Source organism: Aestuariivirga sp. (assembly GCF_046294715.1).
GTDB lineage: Bacteria > Pseudomonadota > Alphaproteobacteria > Rhizobiales > Aestuariivirgaceae > Aestuariivirga.
In genome coordinates, this window is sequence record NZ_JBKBKI010000003.1 from 154,002 (window position 1) to 179,490 (window position 25,489).

Here is a 25,489-nt window from a genome sequence, read left to right on the forward strand (position 1 = left end):
GCTCTACCCGAGATCAAGACGGCCGGCGCGCTCGAAGCGGTCGCTGAGCGCGATCACGGCAAGCACGATCGCCAGGATTGCCATCGAGATGGCCGAACCCAGCGGCCAATTGAGCGCGGAACCGAACTGCGACTGCACGATGTTGGCGATCATGAATCCGTCGGGGCCGCCCACCAGGAAGGGCGCAATGAAGTCGCCGAAGGAGAGGCAGAAGGTGAAGGTGATGCCGGCCACGATCCCCGGCATCGACAGGGGCAGCGTCACCTTGAGGAAGGTCCAGAAGCGTCCCACGCCGAGATCGTGCGAGGCCTCGACGAGGCTGCGGGGGATCTTCTCCAGCGCCGTGTAGATCGGCATGAACATGAAGGGGATGAAAATGTGGACCAGCGTGATGATGATGGCGAGTTGGCTGTAAAGGAAAAGGTCGGTCGGCGCGTCCAGTATGCCAGCCCAGACGAGGAACGAATTGAGCACGCCCTGCGACCCGAGGATGGTCTTCCAGGTGTAGGCGCGTAGCAGGTAGGAGACCCAGAGAGGCACGATGATCGCCATGTAGAGAGCCAGGCGCAGCCTCGACGATTTCACCTTGAACACCAGGCAGTAGGCGACGGGGTAGGCCAGGGCCAGCGCCACGCAGGCGACCGTCAGGGCGATCTTGAAGGTTCGCAGGAACACCTGGCGGTACTGCACGTCCTCGATCAGGGCGAGGTAGTTGCCGAACTGGAAGTCGGGAACGAAGATCGGGAACTTCTTGGTGTAGAAGCTGTAGGTCAGCATGATCGCGTAAGGGACGAACATGAAGATGATCGTCCACGCGATCGGCAGAGAGGCGAGGCCGAACTTGAACAGGCGCTGCCGCGCGTGCGCCCTCATGGCGTGCTCCGCCCCGGAAATGCGATGACGCTGCGAGTGTCCATGGTGACGGCACAGGTGGCACCCGGAGGAAGCAGGACATCCAGATCGGCGCGCGAGGAAAGCTGCGTATCGACGAGAAACGGCGAGGCTCTGCCGACGTCGACACTGGTTCGCACCGAACTGCCATGGAAATGGTGCTCGATGATCCGTCCGCGCAGCGCCCCCTCTGGCACCAGCTCGTCCGCGGCAAGCTTCCGCACCGATGATTTCTCGGGCCGCACGGCCAGCAGCGCCGGGTCACCCGCCGCCAAGCCTCGTCCCGCCTGCGGGATGCCAATCACCGTCTCACCGAGCTTCACGGTGATGATGCCGCCCCGGACAGCAACCACATCAGCGGCGAGCAGGTTGGAGGTGCCGAGAAAGCTCGCCACGTAGGGATTGGCGGGGTTGTTGTAGAGTTCGGCGGGGGAACCGTCCTGAACCACACGCCCCTGCTCCATGATCAGAACGCGGTCCGACATCACCATGGCCTCCGTCTGGTCATGCGTGACCAGGAGGAAAGTGATGCCGAGGCGGCGGTGCAGATGCCGAAGCTCCACCTGCATACTTTCGCGCAGCTTGGCGTCGAGTGCGGAGAGCGGTTCGTCGAGGAGAAGCACCTGCGGCCGGCGGACGATGGCGCGGGCAAGGGCCACGCGCTGTCGCTGCCCGCCGGAGAGCTCGGACGGCCTCGCGGCCGCCTTCTCGGTGAGCCCCACCATCTTCAGGGCCTCGCTGACGCGGAGGGCAATCTCGGCCTTCGGCAAACCCGCCACCCACATGCCGTAGCCAACGTTGCGCTCGACGTTCATGTGGGGAAACAGCGCGTAGTCCTGGAAGACAGTGTTTACCGGCCGGCGGTAGGGCGGCGCCTCGGTCACGTCTTCGCCGTTGACCCGGATGGTCCCCTGATCCGGGTATTCGAAGCCGGCGATGAGGCGGAGCGTGGTGGTCTTGCCGCAGCCGGAGGGGCCGAGAAGCGTGACGAATTCTCCCGCGCCGACCACGAGCGAAATATCGTCGACGGCCTTCCCGACCTTGGGAAACGACTTCGTCAGCCGCTCCAGTTCGATGCTGCTCATTGGTGAAACTGCGCGCCGGCCGGACGACCGGCGCGCCTCTCCTCAGGGTGCCGCCTTCACCGCATTCCAGGTGTTCGTGTATTCCTCGATGCGGGCCGGCAACTGCCACATGTGCAGCTTGCTGACAAAGTCCGGGTCGTCCTGGTGCTTCGCCGTGAATTCTTCTGGCGTCATGCAGGTCTTGGCGGCGACCGGGTTGGTGGCCGAATAGCCGGTGACGGTGGAAACACCGCACTGCCCCTTCGCCGACATCATGTAGTTGATGTACTTGTAGGCGCAGTCGATGTTGGGCGAGCCCTTGGCGATCATCCAGTTGTCGCTCCAGCCGTCAGCGCCTTCCTTGGGCGTGAACTCCTTCACCGGAATGTTCTGCTTCGCCAGCTCGTTCAGCATGAGCCCGCCCCAGGTGTAGGAGATCCACACTTCGTCGGAAGCGAAGAGGTTCACCACCTCGCCCGCGGTGCTCCAGTACTTGCGCACCAGCGGCTTCTGCTCGATCAGCTTCGCCTTGACCTGCTCAAGCTCCTCGTCCGTCATGTTGAACGGGTCCTTCATGCCGAGCATGCGCGCCGTGTTGTAGAGCATGCTCTTGTCGTCCCACATGCCGATCTTGCCCTTGAACTGTGGGTCCCACAGAGCAGCGATCGACGTGGGCTCGGTCTGGATCTTGTCGGTACGGTAGAGGAAGGGATTGGCGCCCCAGGTGAAGGGAATGCCGTAAACCTGCCCATCGGCGTTGAGGGCCGCAACTGTGCGGAACGCCTCGTAAATGTTGTTGTATTCAGGGATCTTGGAGACGTCGATCGGCTCGACGAAGCCGGCCTGCAAGAGGACGCCCGCGGCGTCGGTGGAGACCGAGAGCAAGTCATAAACCCCACCGCCCGCCGCGAGCTTGGGTGCGAAGTCATCATTCGAGCCGACATAGGTCGCCTGCACCTTGCAGGAGCTTTCGGCCTCGAAGTCCTTCACGAAGCTCGGGTCGGCGTAGCCTTCCCACACCAGCAGGCTGAGTTCGCCTTCCGCTAAAGCAGGGTTTGCCGTCGCCACGGCGCAGCCCAGAGCCGCGCCCATCAAGAGCAGCAGGGAGCGAAGCCGGTATGATGCCTTCACCTTCATGACGTCCTCCGTCAGTTGTCTTTTGTCGATTGCCATCTGGAGCTTCTTGCGGCTCCTCACATTTTTGAGCCTAGCCCGATTGGCCCTGCTTGGAAAGCGGGCAGGGCGAGGTTTCGCCCCGATCGCTTACCGACGGCGGCCTCGAATATGGGGTGCGGGTTTGATCTGCCTCAAGATACACCAAGCCGGGCCAAGTACCGCTCCCTCAATCTGCGCACGTTGAGCGTCTTCAGGGGGGCCATAGGCTTATCAAGGCTGTCTTCCAAACTTCCTTGCCCCATCAGCTCCGCACGGGTATCGATTGCGGTATCCACGCGAAGCTGCGGTTTGACGGTGGAGAGCGATTTGGCCCTGCGCACACAGATTATCACCTCATCCCTCGAGGTGAGCTGCGCCGACAGCCGGTTTCTGAGTGCACTCTCGCGATACTTCAATAACGCCAACCATCGCGTTGCCCCCGAAAATCACATCGCGCTCACCGTGGGGTTCGATGGTGGCGTCTATAGACTTCCAGGCGGCAGCAAGGAGATTTCGCCCGAGATTGCTGCGGAGGCAGCATGGGAGGAGCTAGCCTCGCGGCTCCAGGCTGCGCTCGCGAGCTGGCTGCAGATCCGCGGGCTCTGCCTCGACGGAGAGGGGCGTCGTATTCTGGTCCTGGGGGAGGATGGCGAAGTTCTCCGGTCACTCGCCGTGCACTGCCTGTCGCAGGACCTCGACGTGTCGTCCGCCACCGGCGTGAGCCTCAGGAGCGGCCTCTCCATACCCTATGCTCTTCCGATCGAGGTGAGCGAAAACGCCCTCGCGAGGCTCAGGCAGGCGACGGGCCGTGACCCCAGCGCTCTGAAAATGCATGATGAAATGGGCTCCGTCCGCTGCCTGGTCACCCCAGCCGATTTCGGACGGAAGTGGATTGCCGCGGAGGCGCGTATCGATGAAATCCTCCTCCTGACGTGGAACCCGGGTGGCTGGTCGGGTTTCGGGAGGCGGAGAAATCCGTGGCTTCTCGAGCACGTTCTGAACGCTTGTCATATCCCAGCAGGGGCAGACAGCTCTGCGAAGCTGCGCCTCGTCGCCGAGGCGCGGCGCCTGGCGGCGTCCACTCCCGCAACCGATCTACACCTCGGACACCTCGAGGATGCGCCGCCCCTCCTGGCCGGCTGCCTTGGCTGTCAGTGAAGCGCGTAACCGATCTCGATGTCCTGCGCCGCTGACGGCTGAAGCCCCATGGCGCGAGCCATGATGCCGACGTCCTCGGTTTCGCTCTCGCGCGCGCGGCAGACCGCGGACGACGTGGACGGTGCCCTTCTGCACCCAAACACTCGCGTCAAGGCATGGGCAGCAAGAGAACGCTGTGCTATGCCCATGATTGGGTCGATCAGGAGCTTTCGCCCTTGCCGGCGTGGAGTGGCCGATAGTTTCTTTGCCAGCCCTTCAGGATGGACGTTGCGCTGGACGTATTATGCCCACGAGGCGTGAGGGACCCCGGATCGCGCTCGAACGTCAGCACGAGATCCTGCTCGCGCGTATTGCTGGCGCGACTTCGCCAGTAATCTGGCGAGTGGCTGTCGAAGCACCTGTTGATGACCCGGTCTTCGCCGAGAAGAAGTTTGACGTGCTGGCCGTCGCGCATCAGCCACCAGCACACAGGTTGAGGACGTCCGCTCCGCAGGAGGTTGCCGGGGAGGAGTTCCACAAGCTCGGCACCAACCGTGACCGTCTCCAGCCGGAAGAAACGCTGTGCGAGCAACTGGCTCTCAAGATCCCGCATCTCGCGATCGTAGGGCGGCGGCGCGAAGACGCGCCCGTTCCACGCCGACCTCAACTCCTGGAGATAGCCGAGGCATCTCTCCTCTTCAAGAAAGCCCTGGATGAGTGGGTTCTCGCCGTGAAGCTTCCACTTCCGAAGGCTGCGATGCTGGAACATGCGTCGGCCATCGGGGTGGTGCTGGCAGAGGCATCCATAGAGACGCCTGACCGAATGAGCCACGAGATGGAAAGGCGCGCCGAGCGCAAGCCACGCCAAGAGAAACGTATCCTTGTCGCCGTAGATGTGTCGGTAGATGATGCGGGCGTGACGGTTCAGGAACCAGCTCAGCGCGAGAGCCGGAAAATGCCTTTCGCGGTCAATGACCATCTGGCCACTCTCAAAGGAGGGCATCTGTCTGAAATTGACTGCGCACAGCTCCCATATTCGGGAGGAGGCGGAAATCGAGAGGAGGTCTGGCCAGAATATGGAGCCTTCCCTGCGGAAGGCCTCGTGCTCCAATAATTCAGCAGGATCGATCAGTGGAACATTATCGGCGTCGAGCAGGACCACCTGCCGGAATCTACAATGGAGGAGCGCGAAGGACTTGAGCTCGAAGCCGCCAAGTTCGACGTCGCCTTCTTCCTGATGCGCGAGTGCGAGAGCATCGACGCACTCGACCTGCTGATCGGCCATGAGTGCGATCATTGCAGGTGACATCTCCTCGGGGCCGATGTGCCAGATCTGGATCGGAAGCGTTGTCTTGAGATAGTCGCGCAACATGCGCACGGCAACCCATGCACAGGTAAACATGCGTGCTCCTCCGGCGGGGATTATGATACCCCGCGGTCGAAGCCCTCCAGTCTCTTGGTTTAATCCCCGCGCCCGCTCCGCGGCGGCGCGAAAGGCCGCCCCGAAGGCTGCCTCCTCGGCCAGCAGCGCCTCCTGTGGCCCTGCCGAGGTCATCATATCTTCCGGATGAGACCGGAGGCCGCGAGCTCCCTGAGGCAGCCGATGACATCCCCGACCGGCGCGTCCTCGAGTGCATACTCCTCCCTCAGGATCGTCGCCACGCCGCGAGCGTCGTGGGCGCCGTCGCAGAGCAGGTAGACCGCACCGGCGACAGGGTTGAGGAAATGAACCTCCTTACCGTCTGCGCCCGTCACTGCGAGGCCGTCCGGGATGTCGGTGCACGACATGCCGTCGGTCTTTTGGAAGATATCAGTCTCACCGATCGTCATGGCTGAAGCCCCTTCTGCAACCCCTCGAACATGGTAGACCACGCGTCTTCGACACGCACGCTACTGAAGTCTGCGGCCACGGCGTGGCGTCCGAGCCTACCTAGCCTTTGCGCCTCCTGTGGGTTTTCAAGAAGGCGCCGGCAGGCTCCCGCAAAGTGGCGCGCACTCGTTGCCGTCATGCCCCAGAAGCGACCCTGTTTCCAGAGACCTTTCGCCGCCTCGGGGGTGGCGACCACGGGAACGCCATGTGCACCCGCCTCCAGGATTTTGAGCCGGGTTCCGCCCCCTGAACGCATCGGCGCAATGGCAAGCGCGGCGTGCCGGTAGGCGCAGGCCAGACGCTCTACGTAGCCGAGGAACTCGACCCGGCCCGGCCTTGCCCATGCGAGGAGCTGCGGCGGAGGTGCCCGCCCCGCGACGAGGAGCCGAGCTTTGGGCAGCCGGGGAAGGACGGAGGTGACGAACCACAGGAGGCCGTCGACGTTTGGCTCGTAACGGAGAGAGCCCACGAAGAGAATGTCCTTGCGGTGTCCACCGGGCGTGATGCTGGCGAGTGTTGGCACATCGACACCATTCGGCAGGGCCTGCAGCGGCAGCCCGGGATGCCTCCCGAGGAACCCCGGAATATCCTCGGCATTTGCGAGGGTCACGCAACCGAAGTTCTTCAGCCTAAGCGCGATCAGGCGGTCGAATGCAAGAGCCTCCAGACGAGCCCACCGCGCCGCCTCCGGGCATCTCCTGGCCTCCAGAACGGCCGCGGAGGAGAGGAAGGAGGATGCATCGTCCTCATCCAGGTCGATCGATCTCGTCGTTGCGTGCGGAAGGAGATCGAGGGCGGGAAGGAGATAGCTCCTGAAGACGTGGATGTGGGTGGCGCCATGGTGCTGCACGCGCTCGGCGACCCGCTGCACCACGCTCCCCGACAATGCCGCGACCAGTGACGGCTTGCCGTAGCGCTCGAAGTGGAGGAGGCGCTCCTGGGGGTCGACCAAAGATGCGATAAGCCTGAAGTAGTGGTCCACCTCACCTACGCAGGCGACCCGCTCTAGTCCAGAGCCCGGAAATGCCGCAGCGAAACTGCCGCCTGTCTGGCCCGTTTCGATGAGGGGGATCAGGAGGGTCTTGACGTCGAAGACGCGCATCATGCCCGCGAGCTGGCTTCCGGCCCGCATCGCCAAGCCCATGCCCGATCGGGATGGGAGCACGGGCGTCAGAAAGACCGCCCTTGGCATCGTCTTGCACCTGCCTGTTTCCACCATGGTGTGTGTCAGCGCGCCTCCGCCCTCGTCTTCTTCACGAGAACCTCGGCAGCGACATCGAAGGAGGAGAAATGTCTCTTGAGCTTTTCCGTATTGTCATGCGTGCGCCACGGAGCCGTCCTCGGTGATGAGAAGTGCCACACATTCCCGCCCGCATTCACTTCGATTGCGTAAAGCCTGCCCGTTCCCGCCTCGCGGATGATGTCGCATCCGAGGATCGGATGCCGTGGGAAGGCTTCAGCCATGCGCGAGGCGAACGCCATGATCTCGGGATCGTCGCATTTCTTGTTGTGGCCCCTATCCGACTCGGCTGTCATCGCCTCGATGACGGCGTCGGAAGCATCGAGACTGGGACGCTGACTGGGGCTCCGCGAGATGGAGCCCAAGAGGACGGCACCGAACAGGGTGAGGCAACGGTAGGAGGTGAGGTTCTCGCCGCTGTCGATCCACTGCTGCAGAAGCATCAGCAGGTGGCGGCTGGGATGGGCCGCCGGCAGGCTCCGTTCTGAGAGAGACGCCGTGCGAAAGACTTGAAGGTAGCGCCCGTTAGACGTCAGGTCGGGGTCGGAGGGCTTCATGATCACGAAGGGCCCCCACTGCTCCGGATCGAGTGCCATTCCGTGCCGGAAAGGCTCCGTGTGGGGCGTCTCGATCCCTATGGCGCGGAACCTCCTGAATTGCTCAAGCTTGGAAACGAAACGGTTCTCGTAGACGGGCCCTCTCGGGGGGATGAAGCGTCGCACCGACCCGAAGCTCACCGTCAGCGTGGGTCTCAGCCAGTCATGCGCGGAAATGATCTGGGCGTCCTGACTGGGCAGGACGCCGAATACCTTTATCTCCGGCGCAATGCGGGAGATCCTTGCGGATATCGCGTCAATGTCGGCGGAGGAGAGTTTACTTGGCTGGTGGACAAAGACGAGATTGAGCGTCTTGCCCCGGTCTGTTCTGCTCGGAGGGGGAGGAGCCATTGACCGCTCTGGCGTCAAGCCGGTGCGGATGCAGGCGGATGACGTTCCGCTCCTTGCCGCAGGAGCGCCCCGGCGGCGGCGAGATCGCCCAGCTTGACCAGAGCCGCTGCCTTCAGCTCGCGGGCGGCGCTGCCGAAGATCCGCCTGTCGAAGGCCATGGCGCCTGGCGGCAAGTGGTCAGGATCAATGGCCAGGAGTTCATCGAGCAGCGCTATGGCTGTCCTTGCCTCTCCCCGCCCAAGAAGCCATCGCGCCTTGAGAAAACGTATTGCGTAATCTTCTGGAAAACGCCGCAGCGCGTCCTCGATCACTTCCGAGGGATCGCGCCCGCTATCGATGCGCAGCCTCACCACTGCCTGGGCAATGAGGTTCACGTCTGCCGCCTCCCTCTCGCTCGCGCAGTTGCCCGCGACGCGCAGTCCTTTCTCTCCGGTTTCGAGAGCGTCTTCAGCGCGGCCGAGAGCGGCATAGGTTTCCGCCAGATGGTACCAGTAGTAGGGCCTCGAGGGCGTGGTGTAGATGCTGTCGAGCAGCAGCGGCAGGTTCCTCGGATGCTTGTGCGACTGCTCGCCGTCGTAGCCATAGTGATCGATCGAGACATCCGCCCTGCCGATCGTGAGGCCATGGAGCTCGGCGAAGGCGGTGAGCGACCTGAGGTGGCTTTCGTGGATCTTGCCTTCGAAGAATATGGATGGATGGCGGCGGAACAGCCGGTGCTCCCAGTACGAGGTATATCCTGATTTGGGCCGGAACTTCACCATTGCGCCTGCCCAATCGGGTCGCGACAGCTGAACGGAGAGTGTCACGCCTGGCTCGAGCCGCAGGCACTCATCGGCGTCGATGTAGAGGATCCAGTCTCCGGAGCAGGCCGCGAGAGACATGTTGCGGGCATCGGCAAAGCTGCCGGTCCAGTCGACATGCAGGAGACGGGCACCCGCCAGTCGCGCAATCTCCGCCGTGCGGTCACTCGAGCCAGTATCGACGACCACCACCTCGTCGACATGTCCGCGCAATGATGCAAGGCATGAATACAAAAAGCGCTCCTCATTCTTGACGATGAGAGAAGCGCTTACACGTGTCATGGCCGAAGCCCGAGGAGCCTCGGGGGTCGAGGCCCAGATATCACTAGAACTGGGTTGTGTTGCCCGCAAGCGCGAGCGGACCAGACTTTCCTACTGACTCCAGCTTGAGGCTCGAAACCGATGGAGCCTGGTAGCCGCCCTTGGCAATCTGTGCGAGTATGGCTTTCTGAACGGCAGGGGTGCAAGACGTCTGAAGCATGATCATATCTCCTGAGGGGTCTTGTTATGGTCAATGGCATCCGGCTTTGTCAAGATCAGCGCGCAGCCACACGCGCCGGCGAAGCCAAATAGCGATGTCGCCCCGGCTGGTGTCGGTTTCCGGCGAGGACAGGACACCGGAAAGATGAGAGTGTCGTACATCTTTTGGGAGCCCTGGTTCCGAGGCCAGCGGCCTCACCTCGACCTCCAGGGACGGGCCAATGTCGTTCTTGGCTTTTCTGGCATCTTCGATGCCGACGTGGTCGTTGTACACGCCCCAAGCCTCCTCGACAGTGGGCAGCGGCAAAACCTCGAGAAGTTGCGCCGCAATTCCCGGCCGGGCCAGGTCTGGATCCTGGTGAGCCAGGAGAGCTCTGCCAACTACCCCGATCAGTTCGAGCCGAGCTTCGCGTCCCTCTTTGACGGGGAGATGTCCCACCGCCAGACGGCAGACGTCTGGATTCCCTACCTGGGTGTCAGCATCATTAAAGGTTGCGGCGAGATGGAGACAGGAGGAAGAGACGAGCTCTGCTGCGCATTTATCTCCAGCGGCGTCAACAAGAGTGGACGCGAGGCGTACCTCGCAGAACTCATGAAGCACATCGAAATCGCCTCCTACGGCCGTTATCAGAACAACAGACGCCTACCCGGCGACACGGGACGCGACACCAAGCTCAGGCTGATGAAGAGCTTCACGTACGCAATTGCCTTCGAGAATTCGCTGGAGGAAGACTACGTGACCGAGAAGTTCTTCGATCCGATCAGTGTCGGAACCATACCTGTGTATCTCGGCGCTCCCAACGCCGGGGAGTTCTATCCGGGAGACGAGTGCTGCATTGATGCGAGTGACCATCCGGACCCTAGGAGAATGGCACAGATGATGCTCCAGAGCGACGCCCGAGACTTTCATCGGTGGAGAGGAAAGCCATTGCGGCAATCATTCGTGAAGAAGCTAGAAAGACTTTCCATTCCTTTTCACGAGCGATTTATCGCCGCTGTGGAAACCCTCCTCGATAGCAAAAGATAGGTCAAACACGCTCAATGTCCGTGAGCAAAGTCACGCCCAGAGGAGTGCCGCGTTCGCGGTGCCAAGGCGTGACCATTACGCGTACCCGTGCCGACGTCCACGTCATCGAGATCGTGTGATCAGGCCGCATGCGTGAAGTTCTGTGAGGCATGCCAGCACATCATCTATCGGCGCCTCATCGAGTGAGAACTCTTCCTTGAGGATGGAGGCGATGCTGCGGGCATCATGTGCGCCGTTGCAAAGCAACAGGATTACGCTCGCGACAGGATTGAGGAAGTGCCCCCACTCTCCATCGCTGTGATGAATGGCGAGCCCATCGGGGGTATCAGTCAAGAACAGACCAGCCACTCTTACAGGCATATCTGACTCGGTCATTATCACTCATTGTCTCGAGCGGTAAGGCATACACTTTCATTGTCCTGGGCGCCGCAAGAGATGTCCATAAGTTTCTGCTCAGCCAATTGCGGCGTAGACCTCGCTCAGCTCGAGCTGGGAGCCGAGATCGAAGAATGCAAGCGGCTGATGCTCGGATGTGACTGCCAGAACGGAATGCCCGGGCGCAATATCCAAACCCTTAATGCCGCCCTCCTCTGCATTGTAGCGCCCACGCAGGAATACCTCGTCAGACATAACGCGATGCGACAGGCTGGGAAAGCACACGCCACGCCAGCACTCCTCGGGTTTCCGATAAATGTGAACAAGAGGCGCGCCGGCATCGGCAACCACGAGATGGCAGCCGTCTGCTGTGAACCGCAGCCCGTGCGGATACTGAAGTCCCCGAAGGATTGCCTGGGGTTCACTCTCGGGACCAAGCTCTGCATCGAGAGCGAAGACGAAGACCGACCGCCTGTCATGATTGCTGATCGCAAGCCAGCGCCGGTCGGGGCTGATTGCCACGCCGTCGGGCGTCTCGAGATCCCGTTGCAGGAGCACCTGACTGCCGCTCGTGCTGCCATCGGCGTGGAGGGTGTGCCGAGTGACCGTGTTGGCGTAGTTGTTGCAGAAGATCAAGGTGTGGCGGCCAGGCGCCTCTGTAATCGCGGCCACTGATCCGGGCGTGTAGAGTCCGGTCGTTGCATCGGCTGGAATTGTAAAAGAGGGAAGAACGGTGTGGGTACGGGGGGTTTCCTCCAAGGGAGGAAGGTTAAGGATAGGAGCTGCACCAAGGCGGTTTGCCACGATGATCCTGTCCTCATCCAGAAAATCTACTCCGTGCGGATTTCGAAGGACTGGGGAGCTGATTTCCGCAGCGCGCAGAAAGGTGATGAGATGTCCGCTCGAGAAATCTACTTCGAAAACAGCAATCCGGTTGCGTCCGAAAGCCGCCACCGCCAGCCGCCTCCCGGAAGGGGAGAAACGGATATCCTCCGTCCGGCCAAGGTTCGAGATCATGGCGCGGGTCGATGCGTTGGCGCCTACTTCCATTTCGTCACAGGATAAAGACCGCTGCTTGCTTGGTCAACGCTTTGGCACTTGCATCCCCTCGCCCACCTCGTGTAGGGCCGGCGCCTGCCGGCTGCCGCAAGGTCTCGGATGAGTTCACCGTTCCCCTCTGCTCAGACCACCACCGGGAGTTCCACCGGCGCGGGAACGCCTGGTCGGCAGCGTCGATGCGCTCGTAGTCGGGCCGCCTCAGAGCCTTCGTGCGCCGAGAGAGGGCGCGCCTCTTGTACTCGCTAAGCCACTCCAATGTTTTCGGTGGATAGTAGAGCACCACCAGGAGTGCCCTCGCGCCATCGCGGGCCTCGTCCGGCTTCCTAACCTTCCCCTACCTCAGTCCGTGAGCACGCCGCCTCGTCCAATCTCGATGTCGGACTGGGCACTGTTCTTGGTGATGTTGTACTTCTCGACCACCGAAATTCCCACGTCATAGGCATTGGCCTGCTCGAACACGGGCGAGGCGCTATTGAACAGGTTCACCTGCACGCCAGCCTCATGATCGAGCGCGACGGTGCCGCGCGACGGCTGCCATGAGCCTTGCGTCTGGAAACTTGGCTGAACGGGGTCGACGCCCTCTCCGTTAATCTTGACCTTGAAGTCGACCCTGCCATCCCCCTGGACAACGAAATCAAGAGAGCCCCACGGCGTGAGGATCGACAGGCCAGGATCAAGACCCGGTATCAGAATTCCGAACTTCGGGATCTTCGCAGAGCAGTCGAAGAATCGCGGGAATGCCTTTCCCTCCCTGCAGCCCGACTGGGCGGAGGCCTCCGACATCTTGCAGGTCACGAGATCGATCTGGCCGATGATGCTCTTCGGGCACTTGTTGTCGCAATCAAAGTTCACCTCACACAATGCGGGCTCCGAAATCACCAGCGGCAGATCGCTGAGAAGGCCGCCTGAGGCGCGGGACGTAACGAGAGTCGGATGAGCGCTATTCAGTTGAAACGCCGCTTCCAGGAACTTCTGCGCAGCGGACGTTTCACCGATGAGCTTCAAGGCCTCAGCCAGCCGAACATAATAGATCGAGCTCCGGGGGTTACCCTGCGTTGCCTCATAGATAAGAAACGCACCTTCCTCGATCTTCGCCCGGTCTTCCCTATGGCGTCCGAGGGCAGTCAGGGCACCGCCGAGGTTATTGGCAATAGGAGGCGAACTCGGATTAAGCCGACGAGCCTCTCGTTGCAGCTCAACGATGCTCTCCAGGAGTTGCTCGTCAGGCTTTGCGCCCCTCTCCAAGCTGGCGCCTTCGGCGAGAAGCACACCCAACGATGACCATGATGCCGCCGAGGTCGGATCCCGTTCGATGGAAGACGCATATAGCCAGGCCGCCATGGAGAAATGCCGGCTCAGCGTAAGGCCATGGGCGAGCGCTTCAAGGTCGCCAGCGGTCCGGCTGCCGTCGTCTACCTCCTTGAGGGCGGCGAGGCTCTCAGCACCAAGCTGGCGTGTAATATCGGCCTTTATTCTGGTGACGACAGTGAAGGGATCTGCCCACGCCCGCGGTAGCGCCACGGTCAGCAGCACGAGCAGCAACGCAGCAAGGCGGACAATGCTAAACATGCCGGCCCTCCATTTCGAGAAAATGTAAACCTGCACTCCTCTCTCAGCAAATCAAATTGCGGCCTGGCAGATGGGTCGGTCCGAACTCCACTACCCTTCGTTGAGAGCGGGTCCGGATGGTGGGTTAGGTGCAGGGGCGGCGCGCATGACACGCCTCGACTACCTGATCATCGAAGAGTGCCGTAGGAAGAGTCGGGCTTCTGAGCCCCGCGAGGGCCTCGCGTAGGGCGCCTGCCGACTGCAGCAGCGGCGGAGAGATACGGTGTAACTGGCACGTGCGAAGTCGTCGAACGCAGCCCACATATCTCCGTTGCAGCGGAACTGCCGCCATTATTTCACTCACCGAATAACTGGCTCGCCCAGCTGAGGATGGCCCTGGTTACGCCTCACCGACTAGTTCAACTGGACGCTTGCGGAGCTGCTAAGTCGTCTTCCAGAATGTCATCAAACATCGGCGGCTCCTCCTCGGCCTCCTGCTTTGGCTCAACCATGATCAGTCCTACCACAATCAAGGCCAATGCTGCCCATGTGAGCATGGGTATGGACTCGCCCAGCAGCATGATGCTCCAGCCGATACCCGCAGCGGTGACAGCGTAGGCATTCTGACTGGCGAAAACGGCCCCTGTCGTCGAGATGAGGAGCATGAACAGCAGCATTGCGAGATTGGCTGCGCCCGCCATCAATACGACAATTATACCAAGGCGGCTTGCCAGGAGATCAACTGGAATGAAGTCATCAGTTACGACCGCCACCGGCACAAGCATGACAACCGACACTGCCAGACTGATCCCGAACAGGGCAACACTGTCAATTGTCTGAGGTTTGCGTTCAGCGAGGTATAAATCTTCAGCCGCATAGGTGATCGGGATCAGCATCGCGATCCCTAGCCAATACCAGTTGACGTTCATGTCAGCAGGCTGGCCGAACAGAAGTATCGCAACGATACCGACGAGCCCGAGCCCCAGGCCGAGGAAGCGCTTGAGATTGGGCGCCTCAGTGCGCATGACAGCTGCAAACAGGAAAACCATGAAGCCTTCGAGTACAATGACGATCGAGACGATGAAGGCTGGAAGCTTACTTGCCATCCAGTAGACCAGCACCTGATTGATCAGGGAGCTGATCGCTGCGAAGACGATGATGAAGACCCAGTCGCTGCGGGTCAGATCCCTCAAAATCGGCATTGTCTGCCGCTTCAGGCTAAACCCAAGGCAGACGATGGCCCCCAGAATGTTGACCAGGATGGCCAGACCGACAGGATGAGCGTCAACTTCCGATGCCATCTTCGAGAGCGGTACGACCAGCCCCCACAAACCTCCGCAAGCCAGCAACAACAGACCGCCCCGGAATGTCCGGATGTTCTGCCGCAACTTTCGCTCTCGCTCATAGACCTTTTGGGCCATATCCGAGAACACCTTGGCGAGTTTGCCCAATCCGTCACTCCGACTCGCGACATCCTGTAGGCCCAGCTTCGATGGATTGAACCGGCCAGTCTCCAAAGTCGCCGCGGCCTTTGTCAGTTTTCCCACCTGACGAAGATATTCCCGCTCAATGTCACGCAACCGTTTCTTTTCGATGCAAGTCGATACGCGCGCCTCCAGAAGCGGCAGTTCAAATTCCTTCGGCAGGAAGTCTTCCGCACCGAGTTCGATCGCCCTCACGACACTCGCCATTTCCTCATCGAGAGCCGAAATGACGATGACGGGAATGTCCCTGGTCTTCGGCGAGGACTTCAGCACCTCTAGCACCGCAAATCCGTCCATCTCGGGCATCAAGATATCGAGGAGCACCAGGTCGAAGGGTGAGGCGGACAGCTGCTTCAGAGCCTCCGCACCTCCTCCCACAGCAACGCCCTCATGACCCAGCGTCTCCACTGCCTTCTTGAGTTTCAGTCTTACAGTGGCTGAGTCGTCGACAACGAGTATTCTGCCAGGCATGCTCCGCGCGTTCACAGCAGCGGCTCCTTTCCAACAAATCTTTTGAGTTCAACCACCGCATCATTCAACGCCACCGTGGCCTTCTGCACGTCCTCCGAGCTCGGAAGCGTGCCATCTGCGCAGAGGGCTTCGATCGCCGCACTGATTTCCGCAAGATCCACTGCACCCATATCCTTCGCATTGGACTTGAGCGTGTGGGCCGCGCGGCGGACACCGTTGACCTCCGCCTGCTCCAAGGCCAGGACAAGGCTGTTCATTGTCGCTGGAGCCTCATCGAGGAAGGAGTCGATCAGCTCAGCCAGGTCAGCATCGCTACCGCCGACCAATTCGCGCAGCTTTGCCAGTGCCTGAATGTCAATTGCCACACTTACCCCCAAGATCCTTACGGCCCTCGTGACTGCGACGTTTGCAGCGAAATTGAGGTAACCCGCCGCTCGCTGTCAACACAGGATCCGACCGCAACCTACGCATGGCAGGCTATTCATCAGCCGAGGTGAGATCGTAATCGTACCACTTCATCGAGATATTGCGCAGCGTGCCATCCGCATGCATGTCACCGATCACCTTGCTGATGACTTCTGCAAATTCTTCGTCGTTTGGCATGATCGCCACGCCGTGCGGGACACGGTAAAGTGGCTGACCGACAACCTTGAAGGGTTTTCCCTCTTTGATCAGGGCCATGACCACCGGCAGAAGATTGACAAATCCATCTATTTCCACCCCGTCGCCCTTGGCCATCGCATTGAAGACCTCCTCCTCGTGATCGTAGCTGACGATGACGGGGTCGTTGATCTTGTAGATGAAATCCGGCACACCGACGATACCAGGCGGAATCTTCTTCAAATAGTTCTCGTACTGGGTTCCCGAGAGCACCCCAATCCGCTTTCCGCTTGCGTCCTCGGGTGCCCGGATCGTCGTGTTGTTGCGATGAACGGCGAGAACTCCCAGCCCGTAATGATATATGGCAGGGAAGGCGATGTGCTCGGCACGCTTCTTGGTGGGCGTCATGCCGCCAACAACGATGTCGTACTTTCCCTGCCAGTTTCCCGCAATCTGCTCCTCCCATTTTATGATCGATCCATCCGAATTGGTCACGAATTCCGCCTTGACCCCCATCCTCCGTGCGATCTCGCGAAAGACTTCGACATCGAAACCGTCGAGATCGCCGTTCTCGGTCTTGATCACCTGGGGAGGCCAGATATCAGGGGTGGGGGCGCGGATGACGCCCGTTGCGCGAATGTTGTCCAGCACAGGACCCGCCACACTGAAGCCTGTATGAAGTGCCAGCGTGGTTCCTAGGGCGACCAACACTGCAGCGCAGAATGCTCTTACTCTCAAGACACTTTCCCCCCATTTGTGCCGCAAACCTGTCTGGCGCGGGTTTCTATTTCTCGGTCAGGTCGAACTGGAACCATTTCATGGACAATCGTGCCAGGGTGCCATCCTGACGCATTGCTTCGACTGTCGCCTTCAGCTCTTCTGAAAACTCATCGTCGCCCGGCTGAATTGCGATGGCCTGTGGCACGCGGTAGAGGGGCTGACCCACGACTTTCAGCGGCTTACCTCCCTTGATGAGTGCCAAAACCGTCTGGAGGAGGTTCACCGTGGCGTCCAATTCGACGCCGTCGCCCTTGGACAGAGCCTCATAGGCTTCCTCCTCGTGTGCAAAAGGAACGATCACCGGGTTCTCGATCTTGTATTCGAATGGCGGCAGACCGACGATGCCGAATGGCTGGCGGTTCAGGTACATCTCGTACTGTGAGGATTTCAAAACGCCGATGCGCCTGCCACTGGCGTCGGCAGGGGCCTTGATGCTGTTGTTGTCACGATGCACTGCGAGGACACCGATGGCGTAGTAATACTCCGCCGGAAAGTGGAGATGTTCAGCCCTTTTGGCAGTTGGCGTCATGCTATTCAGAACGATGTCGTACTTTCCCTGCCAATTCCCGGACGTCTGCTCGTCCCAGGTAACGATGGAGCCATCCGGGTTTGTGACGTATTCGATCTTCACGCCCATACGCTTCCCGACTTCGCGGAGGACCTCCACGTCGAAGCCGTCGAGTTCGCCCTTGTCGTTGCGAATGACACCTGGCGGCCAGATGTCGGGAACAGGTGACCGCATCACCCCGGTGGCGCGTATGCGGTCGAGCACTTCGCCCGCTGAGGCTTGCGCCCACAGTCCCGTCAGGATGAGACCGATTAACAGAACAGTCGTCTTTGTCGCTCTCGTGCCTATCATGATGTCTGACCCCTCCAGACCGTCTACGTCAATTGTTGCGTATCTTCTGCCACTGCGCGCGACTTGCCGACGCGGTCGAGGCATGCCAGCAGTTCCTCGATTCTGATTGGCTTGCTCAGATAGTCGTCCATTCCGGCCGCCAGGTAGCGTTCGCGATCACCCGTCATGGCATTCGCCGTGAGAGCCACGATGTAAGGCAGTGGCTCTTTCACCTTCTGACGAATGGCCTCGGCTGCCTCGAGGCCATCCATCTCTGGCATTTCAATGTCCATCAACACCAGGTCGTATCTGTCTTTCAGACAGGCCTCCACCGCCTGGCGTCCATCGGCTGCCAAGTCGGGCTGATATCCCAACCGGCCGAGGATTTTGGTTCCGAGCTTCCGATTTGTAGCATTGTCGTCGGTGAGCAAAATCCTGAGCGGCAGCTTGACCGCCATGCCTGCATCGAGCGTGGTGACCTCTGCAGGTGCCGCTGCTGCAGACGGGGCTGGTTTGCGCGGCGAAACCAGGTTCGTCAGGTGTTCCAGCAGGATCGATGGCTTGATCGGCTTGACCAGAACGTCGCAGCGATCGAACTTCCTGATCCTGTCGCGCTCTGACTTGGAGAACTGCGAGATGGAACTGTAGATGATGGTCGGAAGCTCACTCTTCTGCAGAATGGCATTGAGCGTATCGAGCAGGTCGATCCCACTTTGCCCTGGCATCTGAAGATCGATGATCGCAGCCCCAAAGATTTGGCCGCTACGGGCGGCTTCTATCGCTGCCGCTGGCGACGCAAAGACGACCGGCTCCATGCGCCAGCCTTCGGCATAGCGCTGGAGAATGAGCCTGTTGGTAACATTATCATCAACGATCAGAAGTTTCTGTCCGGCGAGGACCTGCGGAACCGATGGCATCGTAAGCGGGACGGCGGCCTCCGGAACCGTGATCGTAAACATGAATGTCGATCCCTCACCTTCCCGGCTGTCAGCCCAGATCGAACCATTCATCAGTTCAACCAGCCTTTTGCTGATGGCCAGACCCAGACCCGTTCCCCCGAACCGACGTGTCGTTGAGGCATCAACCTGACTGAAAGACTTGAACAGTCGATCCATCCGATCGGCCGGTATTCCCACGCCCGTGTCACGAACTGAGAACGCCAACCGCCACAGCGGAGGCTCCTCCTGATCGCGCGTAAGCTGCTCGCCACTCACCGAGACCACGACCTCGCCCCGCTCGGTAAACTTGATGGCATTGTTGATGAGATTGAGGAGAACCTGGCGAAGCCTTGTCGGGTCAGCAGAGATGCCTTCCGGCAAAGGCGGGTCGAATATGTAGGCAAGCGAAAGGGACTTCTCGGCCGCTCGCGAGGCGACCAGATCGAGCGCTCCCTCCACGCAGTGCCGCAATCCCATGGGAATCCGGTCAAGTTCCATTTTGCCAGCCTCAACCTTGGAGAAGTCGAGAATGTCATTGATGATTTTCAGAAGCGTTTCGGCTGCCTCGTTCACGGTGTTGCAGTAGTCGCGCTGCTCCGCATTCAGCTCCGTATCGAGCAGTAGCCTCGTCATTCCCATGATGCCGTTCATCGGAGTGCGAATTTCATGGCTCATCGATGCGAGGAATGTGCTCTTCGCCTCATTCGCTGCCTCCGCCGCCTCCCGCGCTCCCAGCAACTCCTGCTCGGTCTTCTTGATGACGTCGACATGATGGGCGAACTCGGCTGCCAGGTCAGAGATTTCGTCATTGCCCTTGGTCAGTTCCTGCAACGGCAAGGATGGCGTTGACTGGCGCATGGCAAGGCTCAGCTTTCGTATTCGCCCGACGATAGAATGCTGCACGTATCCGACTGTTCCGATGACGACCAGCACGGCGAGACCGGCGATGGACCAGAGAATATAGCTGCGTGACGCCAGCTGTTCTTCCAGCGCCCGGTTCTGCAGGTTGACGTCTTCGACGATCTGCGCCGAAATTGCATCGGCCTCGCTCACGAGTTTGGCAGAAAGGACTTCGTTTTCCTCCAGCTGCCTGCGAACATCTGCCAAGAGCTGGAACAGCCTGCGTTTCTGGGATGCAATGCCTTGAGGTCCCAGCAACGGCACGCGATAAAGCTCGGCCGCCTCAGGCGAGATACGCGCCAACTGTGAAAGCTGTGCCCTCAGCCTGATGACCAGATCGTCAAGCTCGGAAGGTCTCTCCGCTGTCAGAAGGGCCAGGGACGCGGCTGCGACAATCCGCGATAGGCTGGGATCGACCTGAACTTCCGTACCCGGCGCGCTTCCGGGACCCACCAGCGAAATATGATAGACGCGACGGAGAAGTGCGTTGAGCGCAGCCTCCGTTGCCGCGCGGTCATACAGCGTCGTCGCGAGGGTATCGAGGTTGCGGAACAGCTCTACCTTTGCACTTTCGACCTCCGATAGCGACTCGCTGGTTTGGGTCTTGAGCACATCGATCAGCTGCTGCAGCTTCGACTGCTCTTTGAAGCTCAGCAGTGAGAAATCCAAAAGCGCGTCCTGCTCCAGCCCCTTCGCGTAGAGTGCCGGCGCCAGGCGGGTTATGGACGTCGCGCGCTGGCGCAGTTCGGCTGCGGTGGTGATGGCGCCAATCTGTTCATTGGCAACGACGCCGAAGCTCCTCTTCAGCTCCGCGAATGATGCGATAGCAATCACGCTGATGGTGGCCACCATCAGTCCCAGCGCCACAAGACTGATGAAAGTCCGTGCCGTCAGGCCCTGCCAGCGCCGCCGCGCAGGCTTCACCGTGAACACGGCTCCCAATTGCCGCTCCTGCTGAGCCTGAGAAGATCCGAGTTCCACGCTCATTTTTTAGTCCCAGACCGCCACCCCCGGCAGAACCACCGTCAAATAGTCTTAGGCCAATGGCATACGCCGTCAACCTCCGGTTTTCAAACCACCGCCGGCGTGTGAGCTTGCCATCACGATGTGGATGCGACAGACTTGCGACACGCTGGTTTCCAGTGGGGGACAATCGGTTCGGATCGGGGCAGATGGGACGATCTGAGGATCCCCGGGGCAGCGGGTGCAGTTTTCCGATGGAAGAAAGAAAGCCGTGCTGTACGTCACAAGGATACTTGCCTTCCTCTGCTTTTTGGGTTTGTCGAACGCCCATTCCTTGGCAGGACCAGTGTGGGAGAGGGTGAGGCAGAGCGGAGAGCTCGTTGTAGCCGTCGACACGGCGTGGCCACCGTTTCAGTGGCAGAGGGCTGATGGACGTTATGATGGCTTTGACGTCGCACTGGTCATGGAGATTTCGAGGCGGCTCAATGTGGGGATCAGATTTGTGTCGCCCCCTTTCTCCGAAATTGTCGCCGGCGGCTGGGACGGCAAGTGGGATGTGGCACCCAGCGTGACCCCCACGCGGCAGAGAGCAAAGGAGCTGGCGTTCCCCGTGGTGTATGCCTACTCGCTCGCCAGCCTCGCTGTACACCGGGACAACAGGTCGATCAGGGGGCCTGAGGATGCCAGTGGAAAGAGAATCGGGAGCGTAAAGTCGACGGAGTTCGAAAAATACCTGACCCGCGAACCGTTCGATATCCTGGGACTTCCTGGCGTGGTCTACAAGATCGATAAGCCAGTGCTTTTCCAGTTTGATGATGCTGCATCGACTTTCGCCGCTCTGGCAAAAGGCGATGGTGTTGAGTTGGACGCGGTCGTCGATTCTCTGCAGACCATCATGATCGAGATCGAGAAGGGGCGTCCCTTCCGAATTGTCGGATCCCCGCTCATGTTCACGCCGAGCGCTTTGGCTGTGGAGAAGGGTGATGAGGAATTTGCGGCACTTCTTGAGAGAGTTGTGGAGGATATGCGAGCCGAGGGAACCTTGAGCGAATTGTCTGATACGTGGTTTGGTCTCGACATTACGCAACCCTGAGAGGTTCGGTTTCGGGAATTCCCTTTTTGAAGTGGTTACCCCCCCCCCCCCCTCCCGTCCGCGCAATTTACCTACGTTCAAGTTGAGGACACCAGTTTCTGAAGACCTTGTCTTGTTCCTGGTGTGGATGCCGTGATCGTCTGCCTCCTGGCCGCGAAGTTAATCACGGCCGCAGGTGAGTAACGGATCGCTGGGTCGGCCCTGCGATTCAGCTGACCTCCACCCCGACCTCCAACGCTCCTTCCGCCACTTGTAGCCCGTAAGTGCCGCGGGCAGCCCATCAGGCTCGCTCGTCCCATGCTAAGGTCACGGTGAACTCGTCAGAGACCTTCCGTCGCAGCGCAGTCGGCCGGGCAAACTTCAGGTGATGGGCGTGGAAGTTTCTGCCGCAAATCAGTTTTGGCCGTGGGTGAAAGCGAGTTGGCCCAGGTTCCGGATGCGACTGGGCTCCGAGAAGATGAGCTCGGCCTCGACGATGCGGTCGAAGCGTTCACAGCCGAGCCTCCCGGTCTCTTCAAGCGTCCGGCGGGGAGGACTGGAAGGGTAGTTGGGGCGCCTTGCTTGCGGAGCCGGATACAGCTCCAACCGAGCCCGGTGGCGCGCGGCCACGGGAACTACGGTTGACCCCTCCTGGGGCAGCGGCTTCGCTTCACTCGCTGAAATAGAACCATCCTGGAACAGCAGGCGGAACCCGGGAGATGAGTTCCGGTTATTCGAATAGGCGACTGATTGGAAGGCAGAGGTAGGGGTGCTCTCCTCAAGCAGAAGGAGAAGGCCGGTTGAAATTGAGTGAAAAACTTCTTGCAGCTCTTCTGTTTACGAGCTGGCTGCTTAGTATAGTGATGGAAGCCTCTGTGTTCCCTGCAGGTCTATACTGGGCGGGGTTCATGCAGTAAGTCATCGGTGTTTCCAGCACGAACCGCTCGGCATTCGCTAAAGCGAATAGAGATCCAGCGCGCCACTAAAGCGGATGCGGTACTGTGCCAATCGTTCCTTGTCGCCCTGCTCTGCGGCGTTGGCGACGTACGGCGCGTAGTTGATCACGTTCAATGCTTTCAGAATGGGGGCCATCTTGAGGATGTCCTTCTCCTTCAAACCGTACCCTGAGATAAATGACTGCTTAGCGTCAATCGAGAGATCATGCAGTGCAAGAGACAAGTCCCAGTGCGGCGCAATGTTCGAGCAGCAGAATTCCCAATCCAGTATCGCCTTGATTTTTCCACTCTTCCCATCGAGGATGACATTCTTGAGGCGCATATCGCCATGATTGAGCACAGGGGCCGAGCTCCAGTCTTCGATTTCACGTAATGCCTGCTTCCGACCCTCGCCCTGCTTTTGAGATAACATCTTGTGCTTCTGGAGGACGCCGAGCCGCTCCTCTAATCGCAACTCGCGCTTCAGGAATTCGCTCCAGGTTTCCTTGCGTGATAGCTTATTGCTTGACCAATCAAATGTGTGGCCAAATCCTGAAGTCGCGACGGTATGAATAAGGGAGGTGAGCCGACCCATTTCTTCAAGGATCGGGAGGGGGTCCTCGACCTTTGTGCCCTCCACGCCCGCGACAGAGCGTGAGATCATGTAGGGAGCAGGCACGAATTCGGCACCAACTTCCAACACTTCTGGTACCGGCACTCCTGCATCGTGGGCCTGGCTGATGGCCCATTGTTCTTTCAAGAAATCCTTTACCTTTGAGGGATGCTTGCCAATTCGGATGATGTAGGGGCCCCCGCTCGCGTCGACTTCGAAGACGAGATTGGTAAGACCGCCACCAAGCGGCTTCACTTGCTTGACCTTCTTGCCCCAGTGATGATCAGCCACCGCCTTCGCCATTTCCCTAGCGGTACGATCGTCGATCGTCTCTAGCTCGGAGTCAGCCGCCATGTTCATTGAGCCCTCATCTCACGATCCAATTCTGCAAGTCGGAAGAGCAGGTCTCCAAGTTCGGAGGAGGATGCCACACGCAGACTACCATGTTTGCCTTCAAATCCCAACTCGCCAGCGCCGACGGTAATCGCAAGACCGATGCCGGAGAGGAATGTGTCCATCAGTGTATCGCCAGCACCGACGCTTGCGTCGAAGGCGAGACCCAGCCGCTCACAGAGAGCGTGGGCACCGAAGCGTTTGTCCACGCCTCGTCTTGTGACAAAGCGGCGCTGGGAGACGTGCTGATAAGCCATTAGTCTGTCGCCGGTTGCCTCGATAAGTGCGAACACCATACAGTGAGGCTCAGCTACCAGGCGCGCCTTGAGGTCTACCAAACTGGAAGTGAAAACCTCACTGGCACTTAGATACTTCGCTCTAAATGGCTCGACAGTGCGCGGTGTCGGCGCCCAGATGAGTTCTCCCTTGGTCCAGTCCCGCGGGTATAAGAAAATGGCCATCTCATCTGCGCCGGCGTTCAGGAGTTCGGATGTCTGCTCTATGAGCTCGTCGACATCGCTGCGAGCAAGGCAGAATGCATCGAGTTCGCGGAAGGCGATCTGACCATCTTCGGCCTCGGTCAAGTAGCCGGTGAGACTGCCATTCAGTGAGATGATCGGCAGTGGGGCGCTGGTGACCGAATACCATTCCCGGCCGAACGTTCGGATAACATTCAGCGGGAAGCGAAGTGAGTTGATGACGACCTGCCGGCCGGACTCATTCAACTCCCTCAACGCGAGGGCCACCCGCTCCGGGATAGCAAGTCGTCCTTCAAACTCATGAATTGCCGTGCCATCCAGATCAGTCATGATTGCCCCTGCCCTGCTGGCCGGAACAGCCGACAGGAACCTTCTCAGTGTTGCATCCTGCTCAGGACTCATGAAACCCTGCATTGAGTTGACTTCGTTCGGCACAATCCGGGGGAACACGAAAAGTTCAGCATACTCTACACCAGATCGCCGAGGAGCTCACACCGGCTCCGCGTGCTATGGGTTCCCGGCTGGGCGAAGGTGATGGAGCTGAACTTTAAGGTTCCTGGCAGGACCCTGTTTGGGTTTGCCGTTACCATCGGCGTCGCGAGTGGTGTTGGTGTTCTGGCCGTTTGGCGCTGTTCGGCGGATGGCCTTACCACGCTCTAGTGGCGTGTCGCGTCAAGAACATTCTTCTCGAAGTTGTCAAAGGATATGTCACCGTCATCGCTGTCCCATATTGCCAGCATTTAAAACAACCACCAAATTGACGACGGGGGCAACATAGATCCACCGCCCGCCCAGTCCTTGAGCGCCGATCTCAGCAGTGCAGTCGCAGTTACTTAACCCAAGTCTATACGATGTCAGAACGGGCAGTCCAGGATACTGCGGCGACAATAGCAACAGAAGCTCGATAGACCCTCAATCGAGCGCGCCTCATAAGGAGTGGGAGACGCAATAGAGCGCCTCTCCCCTCCCTTGGACTTCTAGCCTCGCCAGATGGCACCGGTCCGCGAATTTACGTAGACGGTGACCGTCCTACCCCGGCGGTCGGCCCGGAAGGTATAGGTGCGGCCGTTACATTCGCGCACCCGGACATCGTCGTAGCCTGATCGGTCCACCAAGCGGCGTGCCTGGTTGCAGGTGAGCCGCTTTTGGAAGTTTCGCCGAAAGTCGCCGTGGCGGCGGTAATCGTACCAACCATAGCCGTCATAGTAGCGCCAGCCCGGGCCGACGCGGTAGGTATAAAAGGGCACACCAAAGTGAATGCTAACGCCCGTACGGGTGTGCGCGTCTGCAGTTGGACTAAGTGCAAGCGCAGCAGCGACGATGCCGCCGGCAATCATGAGCTGTTTGAGCATCAGGTCCTCCTAAGGAAGGTTATCTGCCGGGCTAAACAAACTGGACACGCGAGAGTTCCCGTGGGAGCGTAATCAGGG

The 25,489-nt window shown here is 59.8% G+C and carries 22 protein-coding genes; 3 read left to right on the forward strand and 19 right to left on the reverse strand.

From position 1 onward, the window contains the following. Positions 1-3 precede the first annotated feature (3 nt). From ACK4HL_RS03790 to ACK4HL_RS03800, 3 genes are read right to left on the reverse strand one after another with little or no spacing between them, the layout of a single operon-like run. Positions 4-873, reverse strand: coding sequence for an ABC transporter permease (locus ACK4HL_RS03790; RefSeq protein ID WP_409756706.1), 870 nt, complete (start codon positions 871-873; stop codon positions 4-6). Then, a complete protein-coding gene (locus ACK4HL_RS03795) occupies positions 870-1,976 on the reverse strand; it encodes an ABC transporter ATP-binding protein (RefSeq protein WP_409756707.1) in 1,107 nt (368 codons plus the stop codon). Before ACK4HL_RS03795 ends, ACK4HL_RS03790 begins: the two co-directional genes overlap by 4 nt. 42 nt (positions 1,977-2,018) lie before the next feature. Then, a complete protein-coding gene (locus tag ACK4HL_RS03800) occupies positions 2,019-3,128 on the reverse strand; it encodes an ABC transporter substrate-binding protein (protein ID WP_409756708.1) in 1,110 nt (369 codons plus the stop codon). Positions 3,129-3,437: 309 nt separating this feature from the next. On the opposite strand from ACK4HL_RS03800, the gene ACK4HL_RS03805 reads away from it, so the two are divergent. Continuing rightward, positions 3,438-4,268, forward strand: coding sequence for a hypothetical protein (locus ACK4HL_RS03805; RefSeq protein WP_409756709.1), 831 nt, complete (start codon positions 3,438-3,440; stop codon positions 4,266-4,268). A gap of 199 nt (positions 4,269-4,467) precedes the next feature. On the opposite strand, the gene ACK4HL_RS03810 is transcribed toward ACK4HL_RS03805, so the two are convergent. The 5 genes from ACK4HL_RS03810 to ACK4HL_RS03830 are packed head-to-tail and all read right to left on the reverse strand — an operon-like array spanning position 4,468 to position 9,386. Further along, a complete protein-coding gene (locus ACK4HL_RS03810) occupies positions 4,468-5,805 on the reverse strand; it encodes a hypothetical protein (protein ID WP_409756710.1) in 1,338 nt (445 codons plus the stop codon). Beyond that, a complete protein-coding gene (locus ACK4HL_RS03815) occupies positions 5,802-6,077 on the reverse strand; it encodes a PqqD family protein (protein ID WP_409756711.1) in 276 nt (91 codons plus the stop codon). The genes ACK4HL_RS03810 and ACK4HL_RS03815 overlap by 4 nt, the downstream gene beginning before the upstream one ends. Then, positions 6,074-7,309, reverse strand: coding sequence for a glycosyltransferase family 4 protein (locus ACK4HL_RS03820; protein ID WP_409756712.1), 1,236 nt, complete (start codon positions 7,307-7,309; stop codon positions 6,074-6,076). The genes ACK4HL_RS03815 and ACK4HL_RS03820 overlap by 4 nt, the downstream gene beginning before the upstream one ends. 35 nt (positions 7,310-7,344) lie before the next feature. Then, complete coding sequence (locus tag ACK4HL_RS03825; RefSeq protein WP_409756713.1) at positions 7,345-8,304, reverse strand: hypothetical protein; 960 nt, start codon at positions 8,302-8,304, stop codon at positions 7,345-7,347. A gap of 14 nt (positions 8,305-8,318) precedes the next feature. Then, positions 8,319-9,386 (reverse strand): glycosyltransferase, encoded by a 1,068-nt coding sequence (locus ACK4HL_RS03830; RefSeq protein ID WP_409756714.1) that lies wholly within the window; start codon positions 9,384-9,386, stop codon positions 8,319-8,321. Between the two features lie 343 nt (positions 9,387-9,729). Between ACK4HL_RS03830 and ACK4HL_RS03835 the strand changes: the two genes are divergently transcribed. Next, complete coding sequence (locus ACK4HL_RS03835) at positions 9,730-10,611, forward strand: glycosyltransferase family 10 domain-containing protein (RefSeq protein ID WP_409756715.1); 882 nt, start codon at positions 9,730-9,732, stop codon at positions 10,609-10,611. Positions 10,612-10,713: 102 nt separating this feature from the next. On the opposite strand, the gene ACK4HL_RS03840 is transcribed toward ACK4HL_RS03835, so the two are convergent. The 8 genes from ACK4HL_RS03840 to ACK4HL_RS03875 form a co-directional block, all read right to left on the reverse strand. Next, positions 10,714-10,986: a PqqD family protein gene (locus ACK4HL_RS03840; RefSeq protein ID WP_409756716.1), complete on the reverse strand. Its 273-nt coding sequence runs from the start codon at positions 10,984-10,986 to the stop codon at positions 10,714-10,716. Between the two features lie 78 nt (positions 10,987-11,064). Then, a complete protein-coding gene (locus ACK4HL_RS03845; protein ID WP_409756717.1) occupies positions 11,065-12,003 on the reverse strand; it encodes a hypothetical protein in 939 nt (312 codons plus the stop codon). 381 nt (positions 12,004-12,384) lie between these two features. Further along, on the reverse strand, positions 12,385-13,614 hold the full coding sequence (locus tag ACK4HL_RS03850) for a tetratricopeptide repeat protein (protein ID WP_409756718.1): 1,230 nt from the start codon (positions 13,612-13,614) through the stop codon (positions 12,385-12,387). Positions 13,615-14,012: 398 nt separating this feature from the next. Next, a complete protein-coding gene (locus tag ACK4HL_RS03855; RefSeq protein ID WP_409756751.1) occupies positions 14,013-15,548 on the reverse strand; it encodes a response regulator in 1,536 nt (511 codons plus the stop codon). A gap of 11 nt (positions 15,549-15,559) precedes the next feature. Continuing rightward, positions 15,560-15,913: an Hpt domain-containing protein gene (locus ACK4HL_RS03860; RefSeq protein ID WP_409756719.1), complete on the reverse strand. Its 354-nt coding sequence runs from the start codon at positions 15,911-15,913 to the stop codon at positions 15,560-15,562. A 112-nt stretch (positions 15,914-16,025) separates the two neighbouring features. Continuing rightward, entirely contained in the window at positions 16,026-16,859 is an 834-nt protein-coding gene (locus ACK4HL_RS03865; protein ID WP_409756720.1) for a transporter substrate-binding domain-containing protein, read from the reverse strand. A gap of 73 nt (positions 16,860-16,932) precedes the next feature. Then, positions 16,933-17,787, reverse strand: a complete 855-nt coding sequence (locus tag ACK4HL_RS03870) for a transporter substrate-binding domain-containing protein (RefSeq protein WP_409756721.1) — start codon at positions 17,785-17,787, stop codon at positions 16,933-16,935. A gap of 23 nt (positions 17,788-17,810) precedes the next feature. Then, positions 17,811-20,591: a response regulator gene (locus ACK4HL_RS03875; RefSeq protein WP_409756722.1), complete on the reverse strand. Its 2,781-nt coding sequence runs from the start codon at positions 20,589-20,591 to the stop codon at positions 17,811-17,813. Between the two features lie 217 nt (positions 20,592-20,808). Here ACK4HL_RS03875 and ACK4HL_RS03880 point away from each other — a divergent pair, with 217 nt between their 5' ends. Then, on the forward strand, positions 20,809-21,660 hold the full coding sequence (locus tag ACK4HL_RS03880; RefSeq protein WP_409756723.1) for a transporter substrate-binding domain-containing protein: 852 nt from the start codon (positions 20,809-20,811) through the stop codon (positions 21,658-21,660). 933 nt (positions 21,661-22,593) lie between these two features. Here the strand turns inward: ACK4HL_RS03880 and ACK4HL_RS03885 are convergent. The 3 genes from ACK4HL_RS03885 to ACK4HL_RS03895 all read right to left on the reverse strand — a co-directional run bounded on the left by ACK4HL_RS03885 (position 22,594) and on the right by ACK4HL_RS03895 (position 25,411). Then, positions 22,594-23,547 (reverse strand): phosphotransferase family protein, encoded by a 954-nt coding sequence (locus ACK4HL_RS03885; RefSeq protein ID WP_409756724.1) that lies wholly within the window; start codon positions 23,545-23,547, stop codon positions 22,594-22,596. Then, entirely contained in the window at positions 23,544-24,389 is an 846-nt protein-coding gene (locus ACK4HL_RS03890; RefSeq protein WP_409756725.1) for an HAD family phosphatase, read from the reverse strand. The genes ACK4HL_RS03885 and ACK4HL_RS03890 overlap by 4 nt, the downstream gene beginning before the upstream one ends. Positions 24,390-25,036: 647 nt before the next feature. After that, positions 25,037-25,411: a hypothetical protein gene (locus ACK4HL_RS03895; RefSeq protein WP_409756726.1), complete on the reverse strand. Its 375-nt coding sequence runs from the start codon at positions 25,409-25,411 to the stop codon at positions 25,037-25,039. Between the last annotated feature and the right edge of the window lie 78 nt (positions 25,412-25,489).